The sequence below is a fragment of the Roseospira marina genome, assembly GCF_014197855.1.
Lineage (GTDB): Bacteria > Pseudomonadota > Alphaproteobacteria > Rhodospirillales > Rhodospirillaceae > Rhodospira > Rhodospira marina.
This window is the reverse complement of the sequence record NZ_JACIGJ010000003.1, coordinates 59,397-71,969: the sequence shown is the minus strand read 5'-3', so window position 1 is coordinate 71,969 and position 12,573 is coordinate 59,397. Positions and strand designations below refer to the sequence as shown.

Here is a 12,573-nt window from a genome sequence, read left to right as displayed (position 1 = left end):
CTCTCTACGCCATGGGCACGTCCACGCCTTTCTGCTCCAACATGCTGACGCTCATGCGTTCGATGTCGCGCAGTTCCTTCAGCGTGGTCTGAACGGTGTCGAGCTGCTCCTCGAGCTGCCCGATGCGGTCGCGCACCTTGGTCACCAGCACGCGCACCTGCTCGACCTGCGAGGTATCCACCACGTACAGATCGAGGTATTCCTTGATGTCCTTGAGCGAAAAGCCCAGTCGCTTGCCCCGCAGGATCAGGATCAGCCGGGCCCGGTCCCGGTGGGAGTACACCCGCGTCGTGCCGACCCGTTGCGGCGCCAGAAGGCCCTGGTCCTCGTAGTGGCGGATGGTCCGGGGCGTGATGTCCAGGTCCCGGGCGAGGTCCGTGATTGAATACAGCGTGTCCATGCCAGCCTGTTGCGCGATGGGGAGCAAAGTGACGTCTGCGGAAGCTAGCTTCCGCTAACGTCACCGTCCAGACGCAATATAACGTGGCCAGCGTGGGGGGGATCGTGACCATGATGACCTCTCAGGCGCTCCGGCTTTCGACGGCGGCGGCGAGGCGGGCCTCTTCCTCCACCAGCTCCTTTTTCGACAGTTTGCCGACCATGGTCTTGGGCAGGCTGTCGCGGATCTCTATGGCCTTGGGCATCTCGATCCGGGAGAGGTGCTCGGTCAGGAACTCGCGCAGGGCGGCCGGGTCCACGTCACCGGCGCCGTCGCGCAGCGTGACGAAGGCCTTGGGCGCCTGCCCCCGGTAATCGTCCGGCACACCGATCACGACCGCCTCGGAGATATCGGGGTGCTGGTAGAGCGCCTCTTCGATGACGCGGGGATAGACGTTGTAGCCGCCGCACAGGATCACGTCCTTGATGCGATCCACGAGGAAGTAATACCCGTCCCCGTCGTAGTAGCCGATGTCGCCGGTGCGCAGGGCGCCGTCCACGAACACGCGGGCCGTGTCCTCCGGGCGGTTCCAGTAGCCGGTCATCACCTGCGGTCCGCGCACGCAGACCTCGCCCTTCTCGCCGACGCCCAAGAGGCGCTCGGGGTGGTCCGGGTCGCGGATCTCGACCGTCGTGCCCGGCACGGGGATGCCGATGGAGCCGGAGCGCGGCTCCCGGTCGAGCGGGTTGCAGGTGGCCACGGGCGCGGTCTCGGACAGGCCGTAGCCCTCGACCAGACGGCAGCCCGTCAGGCTTTCGAACCGCGCCCGAACCTCGCCGGGCAGCGGCGCGCCGCCGGAGATGCACACCTTCAGCGAGGACAGATCAGCGCCGCCCCCGGCCAGGGCGCCGTTGATGGCGGTGTAGATCGTCGGCACCCCGGGAAACAGGGTGGCACCCTTGCGGGCGATGGTCTTTATGACCTGCTTCAACTCGAAGCGCGGCAGCAGGATCAATTCGGCGCCCAGGCGGATACCAAGGTTCATGGCCACCGTCATGCCGAAGACGTGGAACAGCGGCAGGACCGTCAGGATCCGCTCGCGGCCCGGCTGGGCGTTCGGCATCCAGGAGAACAACTGCTCCGTGTTGGCCACCAGGGCGGCGTGGGTCAGCATGGCACCCTTGGGCGTACCGGTGGTGCCGCCGGTGTACTGGAGCACCGCCAGATCCTGCGCCGGGTCGAGGGGCACCGCCCGTACCCGGCCGTCGTTGGCGATCAGCCGCTCGAATGGAACATGGCGCAGGTCGTCAGGAACGCTGGCCATCTCTGAGCGCTTCAGCACGGAGAACAGAAGGCCCTTCATGCTCGGCAGTAGGTTGCTCATGGAGCAGACCACCAGCCGCTCCAGGCATGTGTCGTCCAACAGCGCCGCGACCTTGGGATAGATCTGGCGCAGATCCAGGGTCACCATAAGCGTGGTGCCGGAGTCCTCGATCTGGGTCTTGAGTTCGCGCGGCGCGTACAGCGGGTTGAAGTTCACCACGATGCCACCCGCCTTCAGCACGGCGTAATAGCAGATGACGTGCACGGGGGTGTTGGGCAGGCATAGACCGACGCGCGTGCCCTTGCGAACCCCAAGATCCTGGAAGCCGCGCGCGGCGCGATCGACCAGCGGACCGAGATCCGCGTAGGTGAGGCGCTTGCCCAGAAAGTCGATGGCCGGGCTGTCCGGGACGGCGGCGACCGTCTCGTCCAGAAGGGTGTTCAACGTCCGGTCCGGCGCAAGCGACGGGACCGGAGACGGTGCGTGCGACAGCGTGACCATAAGGGGCCTCGTCCTCCCGTGGGTGCCGTCATTCGGGTGCGGCGCCCTTCTGAGTCCCATAGATGACGGAAGTTGACGTACGCGTCAACAGGAAGACGCTCGCGTTAATATCAATACGAGAGGCCGTCCTGGTGCGACCGGCGGCGCGTTGCGGCTCAGGACAGGGTGGACACCAGTTTCATCGCCACGCCCTTGGAGCCCAGGACCTTGATCTTGCCCAGGCTGTAGCCAACCATCGGATCCAGTTTCCCGTCCAACAGCCGGAACAGATTGTCCTTTGTTATCTTGATGGTACACGCCGTTTCCCGGTCGTCGTCGGGGAGCAGCTCGGCGGTGGTGGCCCGGCCGTCGACGATCCAGGTGTCGTCGTCGGATACGGCGAAGCGAACGATGTAGCCGAGCCGGTTCAGGCGCGGCAGGGCGTCCCGAAGGCGCTCTTCCACGGTGTCCATGTGTTCCCCTTTGTACAAAGCAGCGGTTTGTGTTTCTCGTTGACGTTAACGGAATGGATCGATCGTGAACGGAAGCGTGACGCAACCCGAGGGACCTGGCAAGGTGGAATGCGCGCGAAGGGGAGGCGCGCGCCCGGGTGCCCATATCGGTACCTCGGCTTGGGCGCCTCGGTCGCTGGGATGGGGGCCGCCAGACTCACCGAACGGGGCCGGCGCCCCCGCGTCCCCGCGCCCGCGGAGAGGGGCGGGGCGGGGGGCGAGGGCAACCGGCCGTATATGCGGATCAGGCGACCTCTAGCGTGATCTCGACGCCCGCCAACGCCCGTGACACCGGGCAGAAGGCCTTGGCCACTTCGGCCTGCTCGCGAAACCCGTCAGCGTCGAGCCCTGGCACCGACCCGCTGACCGTCAGATGGACCTTGGTGATGGTCGGCTTGCCATCCACCTCCGTCAGGGTGACCCGCGCCTCGGCGTCGATGTGCTCCGGATTGTGGCCAGCCTCCCCCAGCAGGGCGGAGAATGCCATGGCGTAACACCCCGCGTGCGCGGCTGCGATCAGCTCCTCGGGTGTCGTGCCCGTTCCGTTCTCGAACCGGCTGGGAAAGGAGTAAGAACCGGAGATCAGGCCGGAGCCCGTCTCCAGGGTCCCCGCGCCGTCTTTCAACGCGCCCGTCCAGCGGGCTTTGGCACTGCGTGTCGGCATGATCGGCCTCCTGTGTGGGGTTGGTGGAAGCCGGGCCGATCACTCCGAACGACGGCCCGGTCGGCCCGGCTCCGCCCATACGTGGGCATGGCCCGGCCGTGTGTCAGGGGCGGCGCGCGGTATGGGGGCGGGCCGGCGTCGAACCACCGAAGGGGTGGAGTGGAGACGGACAACCTGTTAACGTTTGTGTCCCGAAACGGCGTCGCGCGGCGGACGGAGGCGTGGGCATGACCCAAACCGGCCGGGATATCGAGGCCCTGCTCACCACGGGTTGGACGCATTGGACCGTCTCGTCGGCCGAGGAACGGGTCATCATCGCCAAGCTGCGGGCCGATTCGATGCCAGACGCGACGCTGCGGTATCTGCACACACGCGGGCGAATCCCGGATCTGCTGAGCCGCGTGGACGCCAGACGGGTGGAACTGATGCAGGCGATCGGGGGGCTCGCCAGCCCGGCCACGGCGGCGACCCTGCGGCCGCTGGTGCTACGCATGGCGCGGCGGGACTATCATCCCTCCTATATCGCGATGATGGGCGGGGGACCGGAATACATCTTCGACCTCAGCCACGATCTGCAAACGCGAATCCGTCCCCTGGGCGTGACGAGCGCCGCCGCGCCGCTGACCGCCGCCGTGCGGCGGGCGCGGGGCAGCGGTCCCCGGGGTCCGTTTTCGGGCGTCGGGGCGACGGGGCGGCACGCCCCAAGCCTCGATATTCCCCTGGGCGATCAGTGGGATCTGGCCTGGGGCGACGCCGCGGCGCATCAGAGCTACGGCAACCCGTTGGGCAACCTTTCGGCCTACCTGCGCGGGCTCACGCCAACCCAGCGGACCAATCAGGCCCGGCTGCTGGTGCGTCGGCCGATCGTTTCCATTCTGCCGTCGTCCTACCGTACCCGTCCGCCGTCCCGGGCGTCCGTGTTCCGGGCTGCCGCCAACACGCACCGACTGGAGCCGGAACTGGTCGCCGCGTTCGTGCTGGCGGAGCAGCGCGACCAATCGCAGAACGAGGACGCGGCCGAATTTCACGGCGCGGTGTCGGTGATGGCGGGGAATACGTCCATCGGCCTTGGGCAGGTGGTGGTCTCGACGGCCATGAACGCCGATCTGTTCGCGGATCTGCTGTCGGCCAGCGTCCGGCGCGGGCTGAGCCATCGTCAGGTCGCCTGGCTGCTGACCTCGGACGAGTTCAATATCTTCGCCGCCGCCCGCTACATCCGGCGGACGGCCGACCGCGCGCCGACAAACCCGGCGCGGCTGCCGCGCACCATGACGCAGTTTCCCGGCACCGACCTGTCCAAGTTTAGCCAGCACTCACGGAATTGGCCGGCCGACAACATCAAGGTGCTCGGCTGCGAGTATACGTCGACGCCCTGGGACGACGATCTGCGGGGCGGCGGCTGGGGGTGGTTCGTGCACCAGTGCTATACTGACATCCAAACGAGTGGAGTGACCTTCTGATGAAGAGGGGGCGGATGCCGAATGGGCCGGGGCGCGACCGGTTCTGGTCGATGCGGAGGGGGCTGCCCGTGGTGCTGGCGGCGGGGCTTCTCGGATGCGGTGACGCGGCGATCACACCGCCCGATGGGCCGACGGTCCCCCACAGCACAGGGTGGTCGCTCGTGGTGCCGCAGGGCGCCGCTGTGACCGAGACGGCGGATGGCTTCGTGGTTCGGCCCCATGGCTCCGAGATGCGGCGCTCCGACGACGCCATGCGGATCGCCCGCCGCGCCGAAACGGCGCCGCCACCCGGCGACTGGACCGAACGGGAGGTGGCCGGAGTCATGGCACGCTTTCAGGTCGAGACCTTCAGCGGTGGCTCGGGCGGCACGGAGTACCACGTGACGATGCGCCGCCCGTTCTGCGGCGACACCCTCCGCCTGGAGCAGACGGTGCAGCGGGAGGGCGGCGGCACGCCCGACTTCGCAGAGGCCTGGGGCGTGCTGGTGGCGGCGCGCTGTGGGGAGGCGGGCGCGGACCCCTGATCCCCCCGCCGGGCCGATCCTATCCGATCAGGATGGCGCGGCGGCGGACGGGCGTGCTGCGCCCTGCGCCTGGGCGATCAGGCGCGCGGCGAGACCCCGCCGGTCCGGTTTACCGCTGGCCAACAACGGGAACTGGTCCTGCCGGAACAGGCGGGCCGGCCACATGGTCTTGGGCAGGCGGGCGCGGGCATAGCGGATCAGGTCGCGGTCCTCCAGCGGCCCGGTGGTCGTGTACGCCAGCGAAATCAGGTTCCCGAACATCGGATCGGGGGTGCCGAACACCAGGCACTGATCGATCGCGGGATGCTCCGAGATCACGCGTTCGATCTCGGCCGGGAACACGATCAGACCGCCGCTTTCAAAGCTCTCGGTCAAGCGGCCGAGGTATATCAGGTTGCCGTGGGCATCCAGTCGGCCCAGGTCGCCGGAGCGGAAGTAGCCGTCCTCCGTCACCGCCGCCGCCCAGCGATCGGGATCGTTCCAGTATCCGTCGCACAGGCAGTCGCTCAGCACCTCGATTTCGCCGGTGCCGGCCTCGGGCCCGGCCTGGCCGATCCGCACCGTCGTGCCGGGAATCGGCTGGCCCAGATGCGCGGTATCGTCGCCCGGCTGGTAGTGAACCGCCGTGGCGCAGGCCGTCTCCGTCATGCCGAAGATTTCCCAGAACTGGAACCCGGCGCGGTCCAACACCGCGCTCTTGAACGCGGGCTCGGCCGGGGCGGAACTCGTCACGAGGCAGCGGAACGAGGACAGAATGGTTGGATCATCAAACAGGTTCTTCTGAAGGATCTTCAGGTGGGTCGCCACCGGGACGGCGAAGGTGACCTGATAGCGCTGCACCGCCTCGATCCAGAGATCCGGCCGGAACGGGTAGGCCTTGATCAGGGTGGCCCCGGTCATGAGCGCCAGGAAGAAGTGGCGCTGTCCAAGGCTATGATTCAGGGGCGTGGGGCTCAGGATCCGGTCCGCCGGCCCGACATCGAACAGGCCGATGCTCTGTTCGGTCCGGTGCCGTTTCGTGGCCTGGGAAAACGCGATGGCTTTCGGCCACCCCGTGGAGCCCGACGTATGCGTGACCAGAAACGGCAGCGGTGTGGGGGGCATGGGGACATCGCCGGGGCCGGCCTGCCACACCAGATCGGTGGCGGCCAGGGCGCCGTCGGCGGGCAGGTCCAGCGTTTGAAGCGCGTCCAGCCCGCTGGTACTGGCTACGAGGGTGTCGCCGGGGAGCCGCGCCAGGAAGGCGTGCAGCCGCTCCGGCGGCTCCCGATCACTGAACGGGATGAAACACCGCTCCGCCGCCGCGCACGCCAGAACCAGGGCCAGGGCGGCCAACGGGGGCTCCCCGATCACGGCGACGGTTGGTTCCGGGCGGTCCTTCAGAGCGGCCGCCAGACGGTCCGCCCGCGCCCAAAGGTCCGCGTACCGGATCGCATCCCCCGTGACGGCGTCCACGATGGCGGGTTTATCGCCCTCGCGTTCGGCGACGGCCGTGAAGCGGTCCCACACCGCGCGCGTCTGGGTCATGCCTGAGCGGTCCCATCGCGAGACCCGTCTTGAGGCTCGGCGGGCAGCGCGGCGCGCACCCGGGCCAGGGTCACGCCGCCCTCCACCAGGGCCGGCAGATCCAGCCGCTGGCCGGTTTCTAGCTCGATCTCCAGCAGGAACTGCATCAGCTCCATGCTGTCCAAGACGCCGGAGCGATACAGGCAGACGTCGTCCGCGGCCGGTGGTGTTTTGTCCAGCGCCGCGAACGCTGCGGCTATCGCGTCATCAGGGCTGGTCATGCGTCGCACTCCGTCTGTGTCTGGGGGCTCGTGGGGTCGCACGAAGGATACGCGCCGGGTGAGGCGGTCATGGCTCCTCCCACGCGCCGGTGTCGTGGGATCGGGCGGCGGCGGCCAGGAAGGCGAGACCCTCGAACGCATCGGTGATGGGCCGGATCCAGCGGTTCCCTGGGCCTGAACCTCCGGCGGAAGCGGCGATGTCCTCGGCAAGGTCGGAATAAAACGCCCCAAACGCCTCAACGAAGCCCGTCGGGTGGCCCGCCTTGAACCGGTCGCGCCGTGCGGCCTCGGGCCGTATGGCGCCCCGGTTGATGATCGTCCGGTTGCTGTCGGTATCCACGCGGATCAGATGGTCCGGGTCCATCTGATGCCAGATCAGGGCGCCGTCGCGACCATAGACCTCCAGGCCCAGGCCATTTTTAACGCCGAGGTGGGCTTTCGACATCCAATAGCTCACCCGGATGTCGTCGGCGCGCTCTTCCCAGATTTCGACATTGTCGATCACGCCGAGGCTGTTGACCATGCGGTGCATGCGGCCGCGCACCCGGGAGGGGGACGGTCCCACGGCCATGCGGACCAAGTGATGCATATGTGTGCCGAGGTCGAGCATCAGCATGGGAATCTCGGGGTCCGTCTGGCGCCACAGTTGCGGCTTGCCGGTGATGTGCTCCCGCGCGAAGCCGTCGCTGGGCATGTGAACCCGCACATGGTGGATGCGCCCGATGTCACCGTCTTCCAGACGCAGGACCATCTCTCGAAACAGGGGATAGCCCGAGTAATTGTGGACGAAGCGGGCGTGCAGAGGGGCACCGAGGTTAAGGGCGTCGCGAACGGCGGCCGCGTCCCCGAGGCTGCACGCCACCGGCTTTTCAGTCAGGAACGACAGGCCATGGCCGATGATGTGCTGGATGTGGCGGACATGGTCGGTGGAGGGCGTCAACACCACGACCATGTCCATTTCGGCGGCGTGGCGGTTCAGCCAGGTTTCCAGGCTTTCGCCGTGTCCCTCCCACGGCAGGCCGTAGTGTTCGTGGCTGAGGCGGTTCTCGTCCTCCAGATGCGAAAACAGGCAGGGGCCGATCCGGTAGGCACCATCCATCCGAATCGCGGCCACGTGGGCCCCGCCGACGGCCGAGTTATGGCCGCCGCCGATGATGCCCACGCGCAGGGGGGGGGCCGAGCTTTTGGGGGGGCTCATAGGCGCGCCTTTCGTTGCAGGATTTCGAACTCTTCCGTGGTGCCCGGAAACAGGTGGGGCACGGCGGCCCGGGTCGCGTCGTCGGCCTCGACGAAGTCATAACGGCGGTTCAAGGCCCGAACGGCCCGGTTCGACCGGTGGATCGTGGCCACCCAGATGTGGTCCGGATACCGCTCCGCGCAGTGCGCCAGTTGCCAGTCCAGCAGCCGGATGGCGGCCGTGAAGATCGGGGTGTCCCCGGCGGGGAACCACCCGCCGATCAGGTAGTTCCGGCCGTCCACAGAACGCGCCCGGTGCCAGAAATAGGCTTCGGCGCGGTCCCCGTCCGTGACGACAAAGCGGTCCGTCGTGCCGGCCGCCCACCACGCCATGTGCTCCGACCACGCGATGATGTGGTCGGGATCGGTGGAGAGCGCCCGGACTTTGGGTGCGTTTCGCGCTGCCAGAAATCCCGCAGCATCGTCTGGGCCGCACGGACGGATGGAGGGGGTGCCGGTTGTCCTGTTCACGGTATCATCAGGCATTGGTGCCTCCCCGCCATTGACCGTGGCCTTCATACGCCTGCCGTGGCGCGGAACAGCAGGCGCGCGAACGCCAGGTCGTCCGGTTCGTCGATGTCGATCGCTTCCCATCGCGGCAATTCGACGCCAAGGGTGCGCGCCGTAAACGAGGGTTTTCCGGTCTCCCAGGCGCCGCGACGGCCGAACGAGAACTGACCCGCGTCATGATACAGCGGCGTCAGGTCCTGGGAGCGCGTGTTGAAGGTCGTGGGATCCATCATAGCCACCCGGCCGTCCCCGTCGCGGACCAAGGCCCGTTGCGGCGGGCTGTCGAAGCGGCGCAGGCCGATGACGTAGTCCAGCGTCGGATCCGCGAGCAACGCAGCATGCGCCGCCGCGAGGCGTTCCGGCTTCAGCAAGACGGCCGTGGCCAGGACGAGGCAGACCAACGCCGCTTCCCCTTCCGTTTCAATCGCATGCTGAACCACCGGCATCAGTGGGGTGTGATCGTCGGCCAGAGTCGCCGGACGCGCGACCACCTCGGCGCCCGCGGCCCGCGCGGTGTCGGCAACCTCGGCATCGTCGGTCGAGACACGGATGGCGTGGAAGACGCCGCTGTCCCGGACGGTGTCGATCACCCGGGTCAGTGCCGGCCGGCCCTCAAAAAGGGCAAGGTTCTTTCGCGGAATGCGTCGGCTGCCGCCGCGCGCCGGAATCACCGCGACGGCGCGCGGTTCCGGAACGGACTGTGGGGACGGTGCGGACATGGAACCTTTGACGGTCGCGGGACAAACGTCCGTGGTGGTGGGATCGGGCCGAACGCGAGGCAAGATCAGCCAGCATCACGGGCGTAGAGTCCCGCAGAACCTGTTAACACAACGCAAAAAACCCGGCCGAAGCCGGTTTTTTTGGCGCAAGGTCTTTGTCTGGTACTGGCGGAAGGGGTGGGATTCGAACCCACGGTACGGTTGCCCGTACACCGGTTTTCGAGACCGGCCCATTCAACCACTCTGGCACCCTTCCGCAGGGACACGGGTGCGGCCACACGGTGCCGCCCCTGATCGAACAGGACGGCGGTTCTAGCCTCTTTCCCGGGGGATTGTAAAGCCCGCGCGATCGATTTCCGTGCGACCAAGGCTCTCATAGCGCAAGGCCGCCCAGAATGGCCCCGCCCAGCACCACCAGCCACGGCGGCGCGTTCCAGATCTGAAGCGCCAGGAACGCCGCCAAACCCAGCGCGGCATGCTCCGGTGCGCCGACGGCGCCGGTCAGGACGGGGTCGTAGAACGCGGCCACCAGCAGGCCGACGACGGCGGCGTTGATGCCGGTCAGGGCGGCGCGGGCGCTCGCACTGGATCGCAGGCGGTCCCAGAAGGGCAGGGTGCCGAACAGCAGCAGGGCCGCCGGGACGAAGATCGCCACCGTGGCCAGCAGGCCGAGTGCCAGTCCGTTGACGATGGTCGCGCCTCCCACCGCGCCCGCCGCCGTGCCCGCCGCCGTGCCAGCCGCCGTGCCCAGGTAGGCCGACAGGGTGAACAGCGGCCCCGGCACCGCCTGTGCCAGACCATACCCGGCCAGAAAACTCTCCCGGTCGACGAGGCCGCTGGCGACGACCTCGGCTTGCAGCAGCGGCAGGACGACGTGGCCGCCCCCGAAGACCAGCGCGCCGGCGCGCACCATGCCGTCGGCAAGATGGATCGCGGGCGCGTCGGCCAGGGCGGCCAGGGCCGGCAAGGCAACCAGCAGCACCCCCAGCGCCCCCAGGCAGATCGCGCCGGTGGTGCGGCCGATCCCGATGCGGAGGCCGCCAGCGGCGTCCGGGGGAGGCGCACGGCACAGGATCAAGCCGGCAAGAGCGCCCAGTCCGATCGGCACCAGGGGGCCCACCGTCGCCGGAAGTCCGGTCGCCGGCCAGAGCAGCACGACGGCTGCCGAGACCAGAGCCACCGTCGCGCGCGGCCGATCCGGCGCCAGCGTGCGGGCCATGCCCCAAACCGCTTGGGCGACGACGGCGGCCGCCACGATCTTCAGCCCGTGCAGCCATCCGGCGTCCCCCGCCGGGTCCAGGGCGGCCACGCCCAGCGCGGCCAGCGCCAGCGCGAGGGCGGACGGCAGCGTGAACCCCGCCCAGGCGGCCAGCGCTCCCAGTGGTCCGGCCCTGTGCAGGCCGAGGCCCAGGCCCACTTGGCTGCTCGCGGGACCGGGCAGGACTTGGCACAGCGCCACAAGGTCGGCATAGGCGGCGTCCGACAGCCAGTGACGGCGCTCCACAAGCTCGGCGCGGAAATAACCCAGGTGGGCCACCGGGCCGCCGAAGCTCGTCAGGCCCAGGCGCAGGAACACCAGGAAGACACCTCCGGGGCCGGCGGGACCCGGATGGGGGGGCGTGCGCGGGGCGTTGCGGGGATTTGGGGCGCTGGAGTCGGGCATGCGGGGGCTCGGACGCTTGACACTGGGGCTCGGGTTCTGGCCGCGGGCCGTCACGGAAACCCGCCGGGCCGGACCGCCGTTCTTGATACGCCCTTGGCGGGGTGGTGCCCCCACCCGCCTGCGAAATATCATGGAACCGTCACGTGTTCGGGGGCGCGGCGGTCTCCGACTCGTCCGGGTGGGGCCTTGCTCCCTGCGCGGAAACGCGGTACCAAAACATCCGTTTTTCTGGGCCACGCGCCGGGCGCGAACACCTCCCGAAGTATTGACGACTGGTTGCGCGGACTCCCGTCACGATTCACCGGATGAGAGGATGGTCATGGCACGCAAGAAGATCGCTTTGGTCGGCGCTGGCAACATCGGCGGCACCCTGGCGCATCTCATCGGCCTGAAGGAACTGGGCGATGTGGTGCTGTTCGATATTGCCGAGGGCGTGCCGCAGGGCAAGGCCCTGGATATTGCCGAATCCACGCCCGTCGAGGGGTGCGACGCAGCCTACGCCGGCGCCAACGATTACAGCGCGATCGCGGGCGCCGATGTGGTGATCGTCACGGCCGGTGTGCCGCGCAAGCCCGGCATGTCCCGGGACGACCTGATCGGGATCAACTGCAAGGTCATGGCTGCCGTCGGCCAGGGCATCAAGGAAAACTGCCCGGATGCGTTCGTCATCTGCATCACCAACCCGCTCGATGCGATGGTGTGGGTGCTGCGCGAGCTGTCGGGCCTGCCGCACAACAAGGTGGTCGGCATGGCCGGCGTGCTGGACAGCGCGCGCTTCCGCTACTTCCTGTCCGAGGAGTTCAAGGTCTCGGTGCAGGATGTGACCGCGTTCGTGCTCGGCGGCCACGGCGATACCATGGTGCCGCTGACCCGCTACTCGACCGTTGCCGGCATTCCGTTGCCGGATCTGGTCTCCATGGGCTGGACCAGCCAGGAGCGCCTGGACCAGATTGTGCAGCGCACCCGCGACGGCGGCGCCGAGATCGTCGGCCTGCTGAAGACCGGCTCGGCGTTCTATGCGCCGGCGGCGGCGGCGGTGGCGATGGCCGAGGCCTACCTGAAGGATCAGAAGCGCGTGATGCCCTGCGCCGCCTGGTGTGATGGCGTGTTCGGTTTGGACGGCCTGTATGTGGGTGTGCCGGTCGTCCTGGGTGCGGATGGCGTTGAAAAAATCGTCGAAATCGAAATGAACGCCGACGAAAAGGCGATGTTCGACAAGTCGGTCGAGTCCGTGCGCGGTCTCGTGGCCGCCTCGCGAGAGCTGATGCCGAAGTAAAACGGACATACAGTCCAAAGGAACGGGGAACAATCACCC

The 12,573-nt window shown here is 68.1% G+C and carries 13 protein-coding genes and 1 tRNA gene; 3 read left to right on the top strand and 11 right to left on the bottom strand.

The window, feature by feature from the left end; all coding sequences use genetic code 11:
* Positions 1-4: 4 nt before the first annotated feature.
* The 4 genes from GGD82_RS04840 to GGD82_RS04825 all read right to left on the bottom strand — a co-directional run bounded on the left by GGD82_RS04840 (position 5) and on the right by GGD82_RS04825 (position 3,359).
* Positions 5-400 (bottom strand): MerR family transcriptional regulator, encoded by a 396-nt coding sequence (locus tag GGD82_RS04840; protein ID WP_150061967.1) that lies wholly within the window; start codon positions 398-400, stop codon positions 5-7.
* A gap of 121 nt (positions 401-521) precedes the next feature.
* Positions 522-2,204 (bottom strand): long-chain-fatty-acid--CoA ligase, encoded by a 1,683-nt coding sequence (locus GGD82_RS04835; RefSeq protein WP_150061968.1) that lies wholly within the window; start codon positions 2,202-2,204, stop codon positions 522-524.
* Positions 2,205-2,359: 155 nt separating this feature from the next.
* A complete protein-coding gene (locus GGD82_RS04830) occupies positions 2,360-2,656 on the bottom strand; it encodes an SCP2 sterol-binding domain-containing protein (RefSeq protein ID WP_150061969.1) in 297 nt (98 codons plus the stop codon).
* A 283-nt stretch (positions 2,657-2,939) separates the two neighbouring features.
* Complete coding sequence (locus GGD82_RS04825; protein ID WP_150061970.1) at positions 2,940-3,359, bottom strand: OsmC family protein; 420 nt, start codon at positions 3,357-3,359, stop codon at positions 2,940-2,942.
* A gap of 227 nt (positions 3,360-3,586) precedes the next feature.
* On the opposite strand from GGD82_RS04825, the gene GGD82_RS04820 reads away from it, so the two are divergent.
* On the top strand, positions 3,587-4,819 hold the full coding sequence (locus GGD82_RS04820) for a hypothetical protein (RefSeq protein ID WP_150061971.1): 1,233 nt from the start codon (positions 3,587-3,589) through the stop codon (positions 4,817-4,819).
* A gap of 14 nt (positions 4,820-4,833) precedes the next feature.
* Positions 4,834-5,343, top strand: coding sequence for a Tsi3 family protein (locus GGD82_RS04815; protein WP_150061972.1), 510 nt, complete (start codon positions 4,834-4,836; stop codon positions 5,341-5,343).
* 27 nt (positions 5,344-5,370) lie between these two features.
* Here the strand turns inward: GGD82_RS04815 and GGD82_RS04810 are convergent, their stop codons facing one another.
* The 7 genes from GGD82_RS04810 to chrA all read right to left on the bottom strand — a co-directional run bounded on the left by GGD82_RS04810 (position 5,371) and on the right by chrA (position 11,258).
* Positions 5,371-6,870, bottom strand: coding sequence for a class I adenylate-forming enzyme family protein (locus GGD82_RS04810; protein WP_150061973.1), 1,500 nt, complete (start codon positions 6,868-6,870; stop codon positions 5,371-5,373).
* Positions 6,867-7,130 (bottom strand): hypothetical protein, encoded by a 264-nt coding sequence (locus tag GGD82_RS04805; protein ID WP_150061974.1) that lies wholly within the window; start codon positions 7,128-7,130, stop codon positions 6,867-6,869. Before GGD82_RS04805 ends, GGD82_RS04810 begins: the two co-directional genes overlap by 4 nt.
* A 67-nt stretch (positions 7,131-7,197) precedes the next feature.
* Positions 7,198-8,328, bottom strand: coding sequence for a Gfo/Idh/MocA family protein (locus tag GGD82_RS04800; protein WP_150061975.1), 1,131 nt, complete (start codon positions 8,326-8,328; stop codon positions 7,198-7,200).
* A complete protein-coding gene (locus GGD82_RS04795) occupies positions 8,325-8,852 on the bottom strand; it encodes a hypothetical protein (RefSeq protein WP_150061976.1) in 528 nt (175 codons plus the stop codon). Before GGD82_RS04795 ends, GGD82_RS04800 begins: the two co-directional genes overlap by 4 nt.
* Positions 8,853-8,881: 29 nt before the next feature.
* A complete protein-coding gene (gene pseF, locus GGD82_RS04790) occupies positions 8,882-9,595 on the bottom strand; it encodes a pseudaminic acid cytidylyltransferase (protein WP_150061977.1) in 714 nt (237 codons plus the stop codon).
* A gap of 166 nt (positions 9,596-9,761) precedes the next feature.
* Positions 9,762-9,851: transfer RNA gene (locus GGD82_RS04785), tRNA-Ser, on the bottom strand.
* A gap of 117 nt (positions 9,852-9,968) precedes the next feature.
* The gene (gene chrA, locus GGD82_RS04780; protein ID WP_150061978.1) at positions 9,969-11,258 is read right to left on the bottom strand and encodes a chromate efflux transporter; all 1,290 of its coding nucleotides are present in this window, start codon (positions 11,256-11,258) and stop codon (positions 9,969-9,971) included.
* 319 nt (positions 11,259-11,577) lie between these two features.
* Between chrA and mdh the strand changes: the two genes are divergently transcribed.
* Complete coding sequence (gene mdh, locus GGD82_RS04775; protein ID WP_150061979.1) at positions 11,578-12,534, top strand: malate dehydrogenase; 957 nt, start codon at positions 11,578-11,580, stop codon at positions 12,532-12,534.
* The last annotated feature ends 39 nt before the right edge of the window (positions 12,535-12,573 follow it).